Annotated in this window: 12 protein-coding genes and 1 pseudogene; 11 read left to right on the plus strand and 2 right to left on the minus strand. The window is 71.9% G+C overall.

The features are described from left to right. Positions 1–148: 148 nt before the first annotated feature. A complete protein-coding gene (locus AB0F88_RS09995) occupies positions 149–1,939 on the plus strand; it encodes a glycosyltransferase (protein ID WP_362679858.1) in 1,791 nt (596 codons plus the stop codon). On the opposite strand, the gene AB0F88_RS10000 is transcribed toward AB0F88_RS09995, so the two are convergent. Together AB0F88_RS10000 and AB0F88_RS10005 are read right to left on the minus strand one after the other, a co-directional pair. Beyond that, the gene (locus AB0F88_RS10000) at positions 1,923–2,720 is read right to left on the minus strand and encodes an SAM-dependent methyltransferase (RefSeq protein WP_362679861.1); all 798 of its coding nucleotides are present in this window, start codon (positions 2,718–2,720) and stop codon (positions 1,923–1,925) included. The two genes, AB0F88_RS09995 and AB0F88_RS10000, sit on opposite strands and share 17 nt — an antisense overlap. Before the next feature lie 396 nt (positions 2,721–3,116). Beyond that, complete coding sequence (locus tag AB0F88_RS10005; RefSeq protein ID WP_362679864.1) at positions 3,117–4,757, minus strand: glycosyltransferase; 1,641 nt, start codon at positions 4,755–4,757, stop codon at positions 3,117–3,119. Between the two features lie 215 nt (positions 4,758–4,972). On the opposite strand from AB0F88_RS10005, the gene thrC reads away from it, so the two are divergent. The 10 genes and pseudogenes from thrC to AB0F88_RS10055 all read left to right on the plus strand — a co-directional run. Next, positions 4,973–6,031 (plus strand): threonine synthase, encoded by a 1,059-nt coding sequence (gene thrC / locus AB0F88_RS10010; protein WP_362679867.1) that lies wholly within the window; start codon positions 4,973–4,975, stop codon positions 6,029–6,031. Between the two features lie 46 nt (positions 6,032–6,077). Then, positions 6,078–7,037: a homoserine kinase gene (gene thrB, locus AB0F88_RS10015; RefSeq protein WP_362679870.1), complete on the plus strand. Its 960-nt coding sequence runs from the start codon at positions 6,078–6,080 to the stop codon at positions 7,035–7,037. A 467-nt stretch (positions 7,038–7,504) separates the two neighbouring features. Further along, the gene (gene rho, locus AB0F88_RS10020; protein WP_362679873.1) at positions 7,505–9,565 is read left to right on the plus strand and encodes a transcription termination factor Rho; all 2,061 of its coding nucleotides are present in this window, start codon (positions 7,505–7,507) and stop codon (positions 9,563–9,565) included. 286 nt (positions 9,566–9,851) lie between these two features. After that, entirely contained in the window at positions 9,852–11,171 is a 1,320-nt protein-coding gene (locus AB0F88_RS10025; protein WP_362679876.1) for a sensor domain-containing protein, read from the plus strand. Positions 11,172–11,184: 13 nt separating this feature from the next. After that, entirely contained in the window at positions 11,185–11,829 is a 645-nt protein-coding gene (locus tag AB0F88_RS10030) for a response regulator transcription factor (protein ID WP_362680624.1), read from the plus strand. A 287-nt stretch (positions 11,830–12,116) separates the two neighbouring features. After that, positions 12,117–12,335, plus strand: a complete 219-nt coding sequence (rpmE, locus tag AB0F88_RS10035) for a 50S ribosomal protein L31 (protein WP_362679879.1) — start codon at positions 12,117–12,119, stop codon at positions 12,333–12,335. A gap of 104 nt (positions 12,336–12,439) precedes the next feature. Then, the gene (gene prfA, locus AB0F88_RS10040; RefSeq protein ID WP_344744662.1) at positions 12,440–13,492 is read left to right on the plus strand and encodes a peptide chain release factor 1; all 1,053 of its coding nucleotides are present in this window, start codon (positions 12,440–12,442) and stop codon (positions 13,490–13,492) included. A gap of 24 nt (positions 13,493–13,516) precedes the next feature. After that, entirely contained in the window at positions 13,517–14,371 is an 855-nt protein-coding gene (gene prmC, locus AB0F88_RS10045) for a peptide chain release factor N(5)-glutamine methyltransferase (protein ID WP_362679883.1), read from the plus strand. A gap of 10 nt (positions 14,372–14,381) precedes the next feature. Beyond that, a complete protein-coding gene (locus tag AB0F88_RS10050; protein WP_362679886.1) occupies positions 14,382–15,047 on the plus strand; it encodes an L-threonylcarbamoyladenylate synthase in 666 nt (221 codons plus the stop codon). A gap of 109 nt (positions 15,048–15,156) precedes the next feature. After that, positions 15,157–16,140, plus strand: a pseudogene (locus AB0F88_RS10055) (hypothetical protein); the annotation flags it as partial.

The raw sequence follows: 16,140 nt of genomic DNA on the forward strand, positions 1-16,140 counted from the left end.
TCCACGGGGGTCGCGGGGTCCGCGACGCCCACGGTTCTCACCGCCCGGCCGGCACCGAGCACACCTGGGGGCTCTCCCCGGCCCGTCTCCCGCGCGCCGCGCCGAACCGGTGGCGCGGTCTCCGCCCGAGCCCGATCCTGGAAGCGCCATGACAGCACGGATCGCCGGTAACGACTACCGGAGCCTCACGCCGCCCGCCCTGGGCTCCTGGACCCCCTCGCTCCGGGTCAGCGTCGTCGTTCCCGCGTACGGCGACCAGGAGAAACTCGACCTGGCACTCGCCGGGCTGGCCTCGCAGACCTACCCGGCCGCGCTGACCGAGGTCGTCGTGGTCGACAACGGCAGCAGTCCGCCGCTGCGCCTGCCCGCCCTGCGTCCCGCGGACACCCGCCTGATCGTCTGCCCGGTCCCCGGCCGCGCCCACGCCCGCAACGCGGGGCTGGCGGCCGCCACCGGCGACGTGATCCACTGGCTCGACTCCGACGTGGTCCTGGACCGCAGGTCGGTCGAGGCGCACATGCGCTGGCACCACGCCGCCCCGTACCTCGTGGTGACCGGCTACCTGCGCTTCACCCCGGCCGGGCTGCCGGCCCCCGAGGTGGTCGCCGCCGCCGACGACCTGGCCAAGCTCTTCGAGCCCGCCGAGCCGCACGCCTGGCTGGTCGACCTGGTCGAGCGCACCGACGGCCTCACCGCCAACCCGCACCGCGCGTTCAGCCTGCACGTCGGCGGCGCGACCTCGGTCAACGCCGCGCTGCTCGCCGTCGCGGGGCCGATGGACACCGACCTGATCCTCGGCCAGGACACCGAGATGGGCTACCGGCTCGCCCAGGCGGGCGCCGTCTTCGTGCCCGAGCCGCTGTCGCGGGCCTTCCACCTGGGCCCGACGATGCGCATGCGCGACAAGGCCCCGATCGACCGGGTCAGCCACGCCTTCGTGGCCGACCGGATCCCGTCCTACCGCTGGCTCCGCTCCCACCCGGCCCGGCAGTGGAAGGTGCCGTACGTGGAGGTGGTCGTCGAGCCCGCGGGGCGGCCGGGGAAGGGCTACACCTACGACGAGGTCCGCGCCACCGTCGACGCCGTCCTCGCCGGAACCCTGCCCGACGTCGCGGTCACCCTCACGGGGTCGTGGGACCGCGTCGGCGCCGAGGGACGCGCTCCCCTGAAGAACCCCGACCTGGACCTGGTGCTGATCCGCGGCCACTACGCCCACGAGCCCAGGGTCCGCTTCGCCCAGGAGGTCTCCGCGGCCCCCGCCGCCCCGGCCCTCCCTCCCGACCGGCCCGGCGGCTCCACCGCGCCGGCGAGCCCCGCCTGGGCGGTTCCGTACCGTCTGCGGCTGCCCGCAGGATGGGTGCCCGGCGAGGACACCCTGGCCCGCCTGCTCGACCTGGCGAGGGAGGAGGGGTACGGCCTGGTCTCGGTGCTGCTGGCCGAGGAGGACGACGACGCGGCCGGTGGGGACGGCGGCGCCGGCGGCCCGGCGGGTACGGGGACGGCGGGCACGGAGACGGCGGGCACGGGGAGGGCCGTCGTCAGGGCGCGGCTGGAACGTGCCGCCGCGTTCGCGCGCGCCGCGATCGTGCTGGAGGAGGGGGAGGACCTCGACGACGCCGTGGACGACACCTTCGGCGTGATCTGGGTGGACGGCGAGACCTACGGGTTCGCGCCCGAGGCCGGTGTCCTCACCGGCCGTCGCGGCGCCTACCGCGCCAGGGCCGAGGCGGCGGCGGAGGTGGCCCGTCTCACCAAGGAGGCGGAGCGGCTCCGCGAACAGGTGGCCAAGTGGCGCGACGAGGCGGGCCGCTGGCGCAGGAGCACGGTCGAGCTGCGCCGCGAGGTCGGCACCCTGCGCAAGGAGCTGGCCGCCGCCAGGAAGGTCGTCCAGTACGGGCTGCTGTCCTCCGTGAAACGGGTCATCACCCGCCGTCGCTGACGGCGCCGACGCCCCCGAGGAAGTAGGAGCCGATGTTCCTGTACGGCACTGCGGTGCCGGGCTCCGGCCGCCACTCGGGCAGGTTGACGACGCCGGGCTCGACCACGTCGAAGCCGTCGAACAGGCGGACGATCTCCTTGCCCGTACGGCCGACGAAGGACGAGGAGGCCCGGTCGTAGACCTTGGCCACCCCGTCCGAGGCCTCCGGGCGGGCGTCGACCGCGGCGTGGGACAGGACGAGGTGGCTGCCGGGCGCCATGGCCCGGCGCAGGGTGGCGATGATGCCCAGGGGGTCGTCCTCGTCCGGGACGAAATGCATGATCGCCAGCAGGAGGACCCCCACCGGCCGGTCGAAGTCGATCGCCGCGCGCACGTCCGGATGCCCCAGGATCTCCCCGGGCCGGCGGACGTCCCCCTCGACGATGGTCACGTTGTCGTTCGTGCCGAGGAGCGCCCTGCCGTGGACCAGGACGGCCGGGTCGTTGTCGACGTAGACGACCCGGGCTCCGGGGGCGACCTGGTGCACGTTGTTCTGGGTGGGCAGCCCGGCGCCGATGTCGAGGAACTGGTCGATTCCCGACTCGGCGAGGAAACCGACCGCACGGCCCAAGAAAGCGCGGTTGGCGAGGGCGCCGTGCCGCGCTTCGGGGATTATCTCCAGGACCTTCTCCGCGGCCTGCCGGTCCGCAGGGAAGTTGTCCTTACCTCCCAGGTAGTAGTCGTACATGCGCGCGACGTTGGGGATATGCGTCTGGACACCCTCGGGTATCTGGTCGGCCATGTGCCGCTCCCAGGTAATGAAATTTCCAGAATTGTGTAGATCATAACCACACGTGCCATTCGGAGAAGCCCTTATCGGGTTGACGAGATCGCGTCACGACCGGCTCTCGCGCCGTGCGCCCGGTTCCTCTCGTGCCCGCTGCCAGGCTCTTTCCTGAGCCGTGCGCCCGGCCCTCCCCACCGTCGTGCGCCCGGCCCTCCGTGCCGTGCGCCCAGCCCCCTCGTGCCGTGCGCCCGGCCCCCTCGTGCCGTGTGCCCGGCCCTCCCGCGCCGTGTGCCCGGCCTCCGGCTCGCCGACGGCATCGGCCGGCATCGGCCGGCATCGGCGGACATCGGCCGTCCTCGGCTGCGCGGCCGGCTTCGACGCCCCGGGCACTCGGCCGCCACGGGCCGCCGCTCAGTTCCTGAGGGCGGTCCGGAGCCTGCCGAGGAGAGAGTCGCGTCCCTCCTGGCGCTTCCCCTCCCTGCGCTTCTCCTCCCGGCGCGGCTGCTCCTGCCTGTGTTCCTGCCTGTGTTCCTGCCTGTGCTCTTGCCTGTGCTCCTGTCCGGGGGCCCGCTCCACCACGGGCCTCGCGGCCTCCCGCCCGTTGGCCGTGGCCCCGGGCGAAGCCGGAACCTTGGCGGGGGCGGAGGCGGAGACCGGGGGCGTGGACCCGGCCGGCCAGAACTCCGGCCGGTCGCCGCGCCGCACGCCGTGGGTGGCCTCGATCGACGCGGCGACGTCGTCCGCGCCGAGCAGCCTCGCCCGGCCCAGTGCCTCGGTCCGCTCCAGCGTCGCCTCGCCGTCGCCGCCGAGCTCGACGACGAGCATGCCCGAGCGGTCGTCCTGCATCACGCGGATCATCCGTTCCAGCGTGTCGCGTCCCAGCGGGACCGAGACCGGGCCCGTGTAGCGGAACGGGATCGGGGCGGGGGTGGCGGAGACCTCGTCGGCGAACCGCACCCGCTCGTCGTGGGCGAAGTGCTCGCGCAGCAGTCGCAGGTCGAACAGGGGGTCGTCCAGCACCGGCCGGCGGTCCCCGGACAGTTTCGACCACGGGGCGACCAGGGTGACGATCACGTCGCCGAACGACCCGTCGAGCGCCGCTCCCACCGCCTCGCGTACCCGCTCCTCGGGCCCGTCGGCGTGGAGCACCACCTCCACGTACGGAACCAGCCAGTGGCGTCCCCGGTCTTTGCGCAGGTCACGGCGGAGCGGCACCCGGTGGGCCAGGTAGGGGGCGACGACGCGCACCGCCCGCTGCGGGTCGCGGCGCTGGGCGGGAAGCCCCAGATGGACGGCCTGGGCGGCCATGTCGGGGACGAAGACCACGCCGTGCGCGGCCAGCCGGTAGGCGAACTCGGTGTCCTCGCCCCGCAGCACCCGGGGATCCACCCCGCCCACAGCGTGGAAGATCTCGCGCCGCATCGACACCGTCGGCCCCGTGCACACGTGGTAGGGGTTGCGGCTGGCCCGCAGGCCGTCGGTGCGGGAGATCGTCTGCTCGGTGGAGCTGGGCAGGGCGCCCGACAGGTCGAAGAGGGAGCCCAGCGAGCCCGCCCGCACGCCCTCGTGCACCTGCGCGGCCGTCAGCGCCGGCTCCTCGACGAACTTCTTCGCGCCGATCGTGACCAGGTATCCGGCCAGGTGGTGCCATCGGGCCAGCGCCTCGATGTGCTCGCGGCAGACGACCATGTCGGCGTCGAGACGCTGGATGATCCGCCCCTCCGCGAGGGCGGCGCCGGTGTTCACCGCGTGGGCGATGCCCCACCCGGAGGAGCCGGTGGTCACGATCCTGGTGCCGCCCGGGGCGATCTCCGGCAGCCGCAGCGGCGGTTCGCTGCCGTCGTCGACCACGATCACCTCCATGAGGTGATCCGGGTAGGTCTGCGCGGCCAGTGCGGCGAGGGTGAGGTCGAGCCTGTGCTGCCCGCCGTGGGCCGGAATGATCACGCTCACCGGGAGCTCCGGATCCCACTCGCCGAGCGCGGGCGGGTCCAGGGGCGAGTAGTCGTTGTGCCGGATCGGTGGCAGGTCCGCCGCCGTGCCGCCCGTCATGATGTGACACCCCTTGTCGTGGTCCCCGTCTGTCAAGCTCTGTCAAGCCCCGCAGACCATACCGGCCGATCCTTAGAGTTCCCTGGAGACAGGACGCCCGGCTTGTCCATTTGGTGGACAACGCATCCCAGAGCCGAACGTGTTGCCCGTAGACTCGTTTTCCAATACCGCAGGTAGCACGCGCACGGACCGGCCGCGCGCGGTGAGGAGCAATCATGACCAGGGCGTGGCGTGGCCTCATCGAGGAGTACCGTGACCGACTGCCGGTGACCACGGCGACGCCCGTCGTCACGCTCCTGGAGGGCGGCACCCCGCTCGTCCCGGCGAACCGGGTGTCGGCGCTGACCGGCTGCGAGGTCTACCTGAAGGTCGAGGGCCTCAACCCGACCGGAAGCTTCAAGGACCGTGGCATGACCATGGCCATCAGCAAGGCCGTCGAGGACGGGGCGAAGGCCGTCATCTGCGCCTCGACCGGCAACACCAGCGCCTCCGCCGCCGCCTACGCGGTCCGCGCGGGCCTGACCTGCGCCGTGCTGGTGCCCCGGGGCAAGATCGCGATGGGCAAGCTGGCCCAGGCGCTGGTCCACGGCGCCAGGCTGCTCCAGGTCGAGGGGTCCTTCGACGACTGCCTGGAGATGACCAGGAAGCTGTCGGAGAACTACCCGATCGCGCTGGTCAACTCGGTGAACCCGTTCCGGCTCCAGGGGCAGAAGACCGCCGCCTTCGAGATCGTCGACACGCTCGGGGACGCCCCCGACATCCACTGCATCCCGGTCGGCAACGCGGGCAACATCTCGGCGTACTGGATGGGCTACACCGAGTACGCCCGGGACGGCGTCGCGACGAGGACGCCGCGCATGTTCGGTTTCCAGGCCAGCGGCGCCGCGCCGATCGTCGGCGGCGCGCCGGTGACCCACCCGCACACGATCGCCACCGCGATCCGCATCGGCAACCCGGCCTCGTGGCAGCTCGCCGAGGCCGCCCGCGACGAGTCCGGCGGCGTCATCCAGGCCGTCACCGACCGCCAGATCGCCGCCGCGTACAAGCTGCTCGCCCAGGAGGAGGGCGTGTTCGTCGAGCTCGCCTCCGCCGCCAGCGTGGCGGGCCTCCTGCAGGCCCACGCGCAGGGGCTGGTCGAGCCCGGGCAGCGCGTCGTGTGCACGGTGACCGGAAACGGCCTCAAGGACCCCGACTGGGCCATCTCGGGCGCGCCCACCCCGGTGACGATCCCGATCGACGCGCACGCCGCGGCCACCGCCCTCGAACTCGCCTAGTGGACCTCAGGAGAAGCGACGTGCCCCCCACCTCCCCAGGACCCCGATGACCGGCGGCACGGCGAAGGCGACCGTCCGGGTCCCCGCGACGTCGGCCAACCTCGGTCCCGGATTCGACACGCTGGGCCTCGCCCTCGGCCTGCACGACGAGATCGAGGCCGAGATCCTCGAATCCCCCGGCATCGACATCGCGGTCGAGGGCGAGGGGGCCGGCGAGCTCGACCTGGGCGAGGGGCACCTCATCGTCACCACGATGCGCGCGACCTTCGACAGGATGGGTCTCCCGCAGCCGCGCGGCATCCGGTTGCGCTGTCTCAACCGGATCCCGCACGCCCGCGGCCTCGGGTCCTCCTCCGCGGCGATCTGCGCCGGGATCCTCGCCGCCCGGGCGCTGGCCGCGACCCCGTACGCCCGTCCCGGCCGGGATCACCCGCCCGAGCCGTCCGAGCTGACCGACGACGGCGTCCTCGCGCTGGCCACCGAGATCGAGGGCCATCCCGACAACGTGGCGCCGTGCCTGGCGGGCGGGCTCACCGTCGCGTGGACGGACGCCGGGGGCGTGCCGCACCTGGTGCGGCTGCTCCCGCACGAGGCCGTCAGGCCCGTGGTCCTCGTCCCCGCGCACCGTCTGTCCACCGAGACCGCCCGGGGATTGCTGCCCAAAGAGGTCCCGCACGCCGACGCCGCCGCGAACGCCGGCCGGGCCGCGCTGCTGGTCGCGGCGCTGACCGCCAGGCCAGAGCCCGACCTGCTGCTGGCCGCCACGGAGGACCGCCTGCACCAGGACTACCGCGCGCCCGCGATGCCGCACACCGCCGACCTGGTACGGCGGCTGCGCGGGGCGGGGGTGGCCGCGGTCGTCTCGGGAGCGGGTCCCACGATTCTTGCGTTGTCAACGGTGAATACGCAGGATTTGATCGCACCGGAAGTGGGTAATGACTGGCACATCCAGCCACTGGAAGTCGAAACCAGGGGCGCCCGCGTTGTTTCTCTTGAGACACGCTGACGACTCTTCGACCTTCAGGGAATAGCTGTGTGCGCTGGTGATGTTAGGCTGATAGCCGCACCAGGTGCCCCGCGTTGGGTGCGTGCTTGTCAGCCACACATCGCTGCATCATGTCTCACCTGGTGAGACATGAGCGCCGCAGTGGCCTCCCCGAATCCGTCGCCTCCGAATGCTCCAGATTTCGGTTGGGGCAACGAGAAGCGGCGTTTTAGGGGACATGCGCGTTCGATCTACCTCGACATCTGGTTGCCGGTAGCAATCCGGGGGGGTGTCCTCCAAGTCCCACCGTCGGCGATTCTCGATGGTGACGGCCTGGATCCGCCCTTCTCCGACAGTGGCGGCGGCTCTCCATGGGCCGCCGAGGATCGCGACGTGCAACCCGACCCGGTCTGTCCCACCGGGTCGATCGCACCACCGGGACGATTGGCTGATCATGGCCACGCCCGACCCCTGGGAAGGACCCATTAGTGAGCGACACCACCGAACTCCTCTCCGACGTCACCGGCACGGCGCCGGCGTCCGGCGACACCCCCACCCGCCCCGCGGCCAAGCCGCGCCGTCGCTCCGGCACAGGCCTTTCCGCCATGGTGCTGCCTGAGCTGCAGGCCATGGCTTCCGGCCTCGGCATCAGCGGGACCGGGCGGATGCGCAAGAGCCAGCTGATCGCGGCCATCCAGGAGAAGCAGGGCGTCTCCACCGAGAGCGCCCAGGCTCCCGCCGCCGTCAAGGAGACTCCTGCCGTGGCCGCCCCGGCCGTCGTGGCCGAGCCGGTCGCCGAGCGTCCGGCGCGCACCCGCAGGGAACGTTCCCGCCCCGTCGTGGCCGCCGAGCCCGTCGTGGAGCAGGCACCCCCCGCCCCCGCCCCCGAGCCCGTGGCCGCCGTCGTCGCGCCCGAGCCCGTCGTGGAGCAGCAGACCACCGACACCGCCCCGGCCGAGGGTCGTGGCGAGCGCGGCGAGAGCCGTCGCGAGCGCGGCGAGCGCCGTGGCCGCAACAGCGAGCGCGGCGAGCGGGGCAACGATCGCCGTGAGCGCGGCGACAACCGCCCCGACAACCGCAACGACGGCCGCGCCGACCAGCGCGCCGCCGACGCCGGCCAGAACCGCGGGGAGCGGCTCAACGACCGCGGCGAGCGGCTCAACGACCGCGGCGAGCGGTCCAACGAGCGCGGCGAGCGCGGCGAGCGCGGCGAGCGCGGTGACCGTGGCGACAGGGGCGAGCGCGGCGACCGTGGCGACAGGGGCCCGCAGAACCGGGGCCCGCAGGACCGCAACGACCAGCACGGCGTGGGCGACGACGACGACCGCCGTGGCCGCCGCGGCCGGTTCCGCGAGCGTAACCGCCGTGGCCGCGAGCGCTTCGACAGCAACGAGCCCGTGGTGGGCGACGACGACGTCCTGATCCCGATCGCCGGAATCCTGGACATCCTCGACAACTACGCGTTCGTCAGGACCAGCGGTTACCTGCCGGGCTCCAACGACGTCTACGTCTCGCTGGCCCAGATCCGCCGCAACGGCCTGCGCAAGGGTGACGTCGTCACCGGCGCCGTCCGCCAGCCCCGCGACGGTGAGCGCCGCGAGAAGTTCAACGCGCTCGTCCGCCTCGACACGGTCAACGGCATGGACCCGGAGCAGGCGCGGCAGCGGCCCGACTTCAACAAGCTCGTCCCCCTCTACCCGCAGGAGCGCCTGCGCCTGGAGACCGAGCCGAACATCCTGACCACCAGGATCATCGACATGGTGGCGCCGATCGGCAAGGGCCAGCGCGGTCTCATCGTCTCCCCGCCCAAGGCGGGCAAGACGATGGTGCTCCAGTCGATCGCCAACGCGATCACCCGCAACAACCCCGAGTGCCACCTGATGGTCGTCCTGGTGGACGAGCGTCCGGAAGAGGTCACCGACATGCAGCGGTCGGTGAAGGGCGAGGTCATCCACTCGACCTTCGACCGTCCTGCCGAGGACCACACCACGGTCGCCGAGCTCGCCATCGAGCGCGCCAAGCGCCTGGTGGAGCTCGGCCACGACGTGGTCGTGCTGCTCGACTCGATCACCCGCCTGGGCCGCGCCTACAACCTGGCGGCCCCGGCCTCCGGCCGCATCCTGTCCGGTGGTGTCGACTCCACCGCGCTCTACCCGCCGAAGCGTTTCTTCGGCGCCGCCCGCAACATCGAGAACGGCGGCTCGCTGACGATCCTCGCCACCGCGCTGGTCGAGACCGGCTCCAAGATGGACGAGGTCATCTTCGAGGAGTTCAAGGGCACGGGCAACCTGGAGCTCAAGCTCAACCGGCAGCTCGCCGACAAGCGGATCTTCCCCGCGGTGGACGTCGACGCGTCCGGCACCCGTAAGGAAGAGATCCTGATGGGCAAGGACGAGCTCCAGATCACCTGGAAGCTCCGCCGCGTGCTGCACGCCCTGGACATGCAGCAGGCCCTCGAGCTTCTCCTGGAGAAGATGAGGGAGACCAAGTCCAACGCGGAGTTCCTGCTCCAGGTGCAGAAGACGACGGTCAGCTCCGAGCGCGACTGATCATCCGCCGTACGTCGAACGCCCCGGCCTCCCCGGCCGGGGCGTTCGCGTTTCCAAAGCCCTTGTGCGACCCCGTACTTCGGGATATCCCTACTTCAGGACGCCTTTTCCCGTGCGGCTCCCGGGTCCGCGCCCGCGACGACCGCGGCGCGTGGACGGCACGCGAGGAGGGGGAGGGGCGGTACGCGAAGGCGGAAGGCGCGCGGAGACGCCCGGCGCGCGAGGGACGGCGGGACGGCCGGGACACGGACGGCGACGACGGGCTGACCGGGGACGAGGGAGGCGCATGACGGCCGAGACGCTGGCGAGCACGACCGTGGTCAGGACGCCGCTCAAGCGGCGCGTGCCGCTCGGTCCGAACGGCCCCCTGGGCATGCTCGTCGACCCGATGACCTGGCGGGCCGTCCCCTACCTGCTGGTCAGCATGTTCTACGGCCTCGCCTGCTTCGCGTTCCTCGCGTCCGTGATCCCGGCCTCCCTGGTGATGGTGCTCGTGTGGGTCGGGCTGCCGCTGCTCGCCCTGACCATGCTGGCCTGGCGGGGCGCGGCGATACTGGAGCGCCGGTTCCTGCGGCTGGCCTTCGGCGTCGACATCCCCAGCCCGTACCGGCCCTCCGAGGGCGACAACCTGTTCCTGCGCTGGAAGGACATGTTCGTCGACCCCGCCACCTGGAAGGACCTGCTCTATCTCCTGCTGCTGCTGCCGATCGGGATCGCGGAGTTCACCGTCACGGCGGTCCTGTGGATCCTCGGGCTGAGCCTGACGGTCGCGCCACTGCCCCTGCTGCTGGCCGGGCAGCCGATGACGCCCATCGACGAGTTGCCGATCGACAGCGTGCCGAAAGCGTTGCTGTGCACGCTGATCGGGGTCGGCTTCCTGCTCGCCGCCCTCTACGCGACCCGGGGCATGGCATGGCTGCACGGCCTGCTCGGCGTCGCCCTGCTGGGGACGAGCGAGAAGAACCGGCTGGCCGCCCGCGCCGCCCACCTGCGGGCCAGCCGGGCCCGCGGGGTGGACGCGGCCGAGGCCGAGCGGCGCCGGATCGAGCGGGACCTGCACGACGGCGCCCAGCAGCGGCTGCTGTCCGTGGCCATGGACCTGGGCCGGGCCCAGGCCAAGCTGGACTCCGACCCCGACGCGGCCAGGGAGCTCCTGGCCCAGGCACACCGGGGTACCAAGGCCGCCATCGCCGAGTTGCGCGACCTCGCCAGGGGCATCTACCCGGCGATCCTCACCGACAGGGGGCTGAGCGCGGCCCTGTCGTCGCTCGCCGCCCGCGCGCCCGTACGGGTGGACCTGTCGGTGGAGGTCTCCCACCGGCCCCCGCCCGCGGTGGAGAGCATCGCGTACTTCGTCGTGGCCGAGTGCCTGAGCAACCTCGCCAAGCACTCCGAGGCCACCGAGGCGTTCATCCGGGTGAGCCGCCGGGAGCAGCGGGTGATCGTCGAGGTGTACGACAACGGGGTCGGCGCCGCCGTGCCGCGGCCGGGCAGCGGCCTCGCCGGGCTGGCCGACCGGGCCGCGACCATCGACGGCACCCTGACCGTCGACAGCCCGCTGGGCGGCCCCACGATGATCAGGGCGGAGTTGCCCTGCGAATGGTGAGAACGTGAGACCCATGCGGGTGGTGATCGCCGAGGACTCGGTGCTGTTGCGCGAAGGGCTGGCCAGGCTGCTGGCCGACGGGGGCATCGAGACCGTCGGGGTGGCGGGCGACGGCCCCGGCCTGGTGACGGTGGTCGACGAGCACGATCCGGACCTGGCCGTCGTCGACGTGCGGATGCCGCCGACCCACACCGACGAGGGGCTGCGCGCCGCTCTGGAGGCCAGGGCCCGGCGGCCGGGGCTGCCGATCCTCGTCCTGTCGCAGTACGTCGAGGAGCAGTACGCCACGGAGCTCCTGGGCGGCGGCGCCGCGGCGGTCGGCTACCTGCTCAAGGAGCGGATAGCGGACGTGGCCGAGTTCCTCGACGCCGTACGCCGGGTGGCGGCCGGGGGGACGGTCATCGACCCCGAGGTGATCGGACAGCTCCTGAGCCGCCAGCGCAAGGGTGACCCCCTGGACTCCCTGACCGCCAGGGAGAGCGAGGTCCTGGCCCTGATGGCGGAGGGACGCTCCAACACCGCGGTCGCCGGGCGGATGCTCGTCACCGAGGGCGCCGTGGAGAAGCACATCTCCAGCATCTTCGGCAAACTCGGGCTGGAGCCCGCCGCCGACGATCACCGCCGGGTCCTCGCCGTGCTCGCGTACCTGGGAAGGTGAGGGCCTGGAGCCCCTGGTTTCGCCGTGGGGTCCGGGGTTCCGGTTTCCTCACGGATATCGCGCCCGCCAGGGGCCGTGAGCACGCCGTGTCCGTTCCCGGGACGCGGGTCACCGGGGCGGGGGAATGTCTTGTGGCCTGGGATGGTTGGAGGATCTGGCACACTGGTAGCCGAACCGTAGCGGTTCCGGTTCCCGCCCGCGCGCACCTCGGTGTGCTCAGCGCGCAAGCCCCACAGGCGAGAGACAGTGGCGACCCGGCGACCGCGTTTTGGAGAGGAAAAGGCGATATGAAGCCCGATATTCACCCGGAGTACAACGAGACTCAGGTGACCTGCACCTGTGGTAACTCCTTCACCACCCGCAGCACCGCCAAGAACGGCGTGATCCACGCCGACGTGTGCTCCGCCTGCCACCCCTTCTACACGGGCAAGCAGAAGATCCTGGACACCGGCGGCCGGGTGGCGCGCTTCGAGAAGCGCTTCGGCAAGAAGCCCGCGGGCCAGTAGCTCTCATCCCGGCGCCGGCTCGGAGAACCCCCCTGCGGGGGTGCCCGGGTCGGCGTTCGTGGTGATGAGGCAGGCTGACAAGGGCTTTCAAGGAAGGACGCACGGTGAATCTCGACGAGCTGCTCAGTGAGTACGCCGAGCTGGAACTCAAGCTCGCCGACCCCTCCGTGCACGCCGACCAGAAGCAGGCGCGCACCTTCGGCAGGCGCTACGCCGAGCTGACCCCGATCGTCGCCACCTACCGCGAGCTCGAGGGCGTCCAGTCCGACCTCGGCACGGCGCGGGAGCTGGCCTCGGAGGACGAGGGGTTCGCCGAGGAGGCCAAGGAGCTGGAGGCCCGGATCCCCGAGCTGGAGGAGAAGCTCAGGCATCTGCTCGTCCCGCGCGATCCCAACGATGACAAGGACATCATCATGGAGATCAAGGCGGGCGAGGGCGGCGAGGAGTCCGCCCTGTTCGCCGGAGACCTCCTGCGGATGTATCTGCGGTACGCCGAGCGGATCGGCTGGAAGACCGAACTGATCGACGCCACCCACTCCGACCTCGGCGGTTACAAGGACGTCACGATCGCCCTGAAGGCCAGGGGCGACGAGGGCGTCTGGTCGAGGCTCAAGTTCGAGGGCGGCGTGCACCGCGTCCAGCGGGTCCCGGTCACCGAGTCGCAGGGGCGCATCCACACCAGTGCCGCCGGGGTGCTCGTCTACCCGGAGGCCGAGGATGTCGACGTCCAGATCGACCCGAACGACCTGCGCATCGACGTCTACCGCTCCAGCGGCCCCGGTGGCCAGAGCGTCAACACCACCGACTCGGCCGTGCGGATCACGCACGTCCCGACGGGTGTCGTCGCCTCCTGCCAGAACGAGAAGAGCCAGCTCCAGAACAAGGAGTCGGCCATGCGCATCCTGCGGGCCCGCCTGCAGGCGATCGCCGAGGAGGAGGCCAACGCCGCCGCCATGGCCGAGCGCAAGTCCCAGATCCGTACGGTCGACCGCTCCGAGCGCATCCGCACCTACAACTTCCCCGAGAACCGCATCTCCGATCACCGCGTCGGTTTCAAGGCCTACAACCTCGACCAGGTGCTCGACGGAGACCTCTCGGCCGTCATCCAGTCCCTGCTCGACGCCGAGATGGCGGAGAAGCTCGCCGCCCATTCGTAGCTCGCCCATTCATAGAACGCGCCCATGACCTTTCTGCTGGACGAGATCGCCCTCGCCACCGCCCGGCTCGCCGAGGCAGGTGTGCCGTCGCCGCGCACCGACGCCGAGGAGATCGCCGCGTGTGTGCACGGCGTGCGCCGCAGCGAGCTGCACACGGTGAAGGACTCCGACTTCGACGCCCTGTTCTGGGAGGGCGTCGCCCGCAGGGAGTCCCGCGAGCCGCTCCAGCACATCACCGGGCGGGCCTACTTCCGCTACCTGTCCCTGGAGGTCGGGCCCGGCGTGTTCGTACCGCGCCCGGAGACCGAGGTCGTGGCGGGCTGGGCGATCGACCGGTTGCGGGAGATGGACGTCGCCTCGCCGGTGGTCGTGGATCTCGGGACGGGCTCGGCCGCCATCGCGCTGTCGATCGCCCAGGAGGTCGCGCTGGCCACCGTGCACGCGGTCGAGGTCGACCCCGGCGCCTACACCTGGGCCAAGCGCAACATCATCGAGCACGGCCAGGGCCGCGTCCACCTGCACCCGGAGGATCTGGCCGACGCCCTGTCCGAGCTGGACGGCCAGGTCGACCTGGTGATCTCCAACCCGCCCTACATCCCGCCGGGCGCGATCCCCCGCGACCCCGAGGTCCGCGACTACGACCCGCACCGCGCGCTGTACGGATCGGGCAGCGACGGCCTCGACGAGGTCAGGGCGGTCGAGCGGACCGCCAGGAGGCTGCTCCGCCCCGGGGGGTTCGTCGCCGTGGAGCACGCCGACCAGCAGGGCACTCCGGTCTATCTGATCTTCTCCGAGGAGAACGGCTGGCGCGACGTGCGCAGCCGCCAGGATCTGACGCGCAGGGACCGCTTCGTCACCGCTCGATTCGGCCAGGAATAGGATGCACGCCGTGAGCCGACGTTATGACTGTATGGATGCCGAGCAGCGAGCCACCGGCCTGCTCGAGGCCGCCTCCGCCTTCCAGCGGGGGGAGCTCGTGGTGCTCCCGACCGACACCGTCTACGGTATCGGCGCCGACGCCTTCACGCCCGCCGCGGTCACCGCCCTGCTGGCGGCCAAGGGGCGCGGCCGTGACATGCCGGTGCCCGTGCTGGTCGGGACCGTCCGGGCCGCCAACGCCCTGGTGGAGAACCTCGGCCCGTACGGCCAGGATCTCGTCGACGCCTTCTGGCCGGGCCCGCTCACGCTGATCTGCCGCGCGAACCGGTCGCTGTCGTGGGATCTCGGTGACGCCAAGGGCACCGTCGCCATCCGGATGCCGCTGCACGCGGTCGCCCTCGACCTGCTCAAGGAGACGGGCCCGCTGGCCGTCTCCAGCGCCAACCGCTCCGGCGCCCCGGCCGCCACCACCGCCGCCGACGCGGAGAAGCAGCTCGGCGACTCCGTGTCGGTCTATCTCGACGCGGGGCCGTGCGAGAGCGACATCCCCTCGACGATCCTCGACCTGACCACCGCGGTGCCCAGGCTGCTGCGGCGCGGGGCGATCAGCGTGGAGAAGCTGCGCGGTGTGATCGGCTACGTCGCGACGGACACGGGCCCGGAGCCCGACAACTGACCAGCGCATCCACGGCATATGCCGTGTTCCATGCCATCTGATTATCACCGTGACGCCGGGCTGTCTCCCCGGTACCTTGAAGTGGGCCGACACTTCCTGGGAGACGTCCATGGGCAAGTTCGAAGGAATGGACCCCAAGCTGGTCCGCGACCTGTTGTCCGAGGTGCAGCGGGCCGCCGAGCAGATGCGGAACGTCGAGGGCAAGGTCTCGCAGATGATGAGCGGGGCCGGCCTGTCCTCGCAGTCGACCCACCGGCCCGTCCAGATCGCCGACGCGTGCGACGTGATGGTCCGCGACGTCTCCGCCCGCGTGACGTTACTGGAGAAGAAGGTCAGCCAGAACGCGACGGCGCCCCCCGCCGAGCCGAAGGCCGGGGACCCGAAGCCCGAGACGGGCTCCCAGGGCGAGGGGGCGAAGCCGCAGACGGACTCCCAGAACGGCGCCAAGCCGGAGACCGGTTCTCAGAACGGTGCGAAGCCCGACACCCCGAAGGCGGAGGACCTCAAGCCGGCCGTCGGAGGGGACGACAAACCCCGCGTCGGCGACCAGTCGGCCGAGAGCACGCAGCGTGACGATCCCAAGGACTCCGCCAAGCCCGACACCCCGAAGACCGACGAGGCCAAGCCCGAGGCGGGTTCGAAGGGTGACGAGACCTCCCCGCGCGACGATCGCGACGATCGGAAGGAGACGCCGAAACCCGAGGCGTCCGGAGCCGACGACCGGAAGACGGAAACGGGGTCGAAAGCCGACGAGACCTCCCCGCGGGAGGGGGAGACGTCCAAGGAGAGCGGCAAGCCGACGGACACCGCGCCGCGCGAGGTTCCCAGGCCCGATCCCAAGCCCGATCCCACACCGGAGCCTCCCAGGGCCGAGGAACCGCGCCCCGAGCCGCCCAGGCCCGATCCCGCGCCGGAGCCTCCGAGAGCCGAGGAGCCGCGTCCCGAGCCGCCCAGGCCCGATCCCGCGCCGGAGCCTCCCAGGGCCGAGGAGCCGCGTCCCGAGCCGCCCAGGCCCGATCCCGCGCCGGAGCCTCCGAGAGCCGAGGAGCCGCGTCCCGAGCCGCCCAGGCCCGATCCCGCGCCGGAGCCTCCG

It is taken from the genome of Streptosporangium sp. NPDC023963 (assembly GCF_040639135.1).
Taxonomy (GTDB): domain Bacteria; phylum Actinomycetota; class Actinomycetes; order Streptosporangiales; family Streptosporangiaceae; genus Streptosporangium.

What these genes read in the sequence shown, in the direction of transcription:
- rpmE (WP_362679879.1), top strand. Translation starts at nt 12,117, where the DNA reads ATGAAGCCCGATATTCACCCGGAGTACAACGAGACTCAGGTGACCTGC.
- AB0F88_RS10005 (WP_362679864.1), bottom strand. Translation starts at nt 4,757, where the DNA reads ATGACGGGCGGCACGGCGGCGGACCTGCCACCGATCCGGCACAACGAC.
- thrC (WP_362679867.1), top strand. Translation starts at nt 4,973, where the DNA reads ATGACCAGGGCGTGGCGTGGCCTCATCGAGGAGTACCGTGACCGACTG.
- prmC (WP_362679883.1), top strand. Translation starts at nt 13,517, where the DNA reads ATGACCTTTCTGCTGGACGAGATCGCCCTCGCCACCGCCCGGCTCGCC.
- AB0F88_RS09995 (WP_362679858.1), top strand. Translation starts at nt 149, where the DNA reads ATGACAGCACGGATCGCCGGTAACGACTACCGGAGCCTCACGCCGCCC.
- AB0F88_RS10025 (WP_362679876.1), top strand. Translation starts at nt 9,852, where the DNA reads ATGACGGCCGAGACGCTGGCGAGCACGACCGTGGTCAGGACGCCGCTC.
- thrB (WP_362679870.1), top strand. Translation starts at nt 6,078, where the DNA reads ATGACCGGCGGCACGGCGAAGGCGACCGTCCGGGTCCCCGCGACGTCG.
- AB0F88_RS10000 (WP_362679861.1), bottom strand. Translation starts at nt 2,720, where the DNA reads ATGGCCGACCAGATACCCGAGGGTGTCCAGACGCATATCCCCAACGTC.
- AB0F88_RS10030 (WP_362680624.1), top strand. Translation starts at nt 11,185, where the DNA reads ATGCGGGTGGTGATCGCCGAGGACTCGGTGCTGTTGCGCGAAGGGCTG.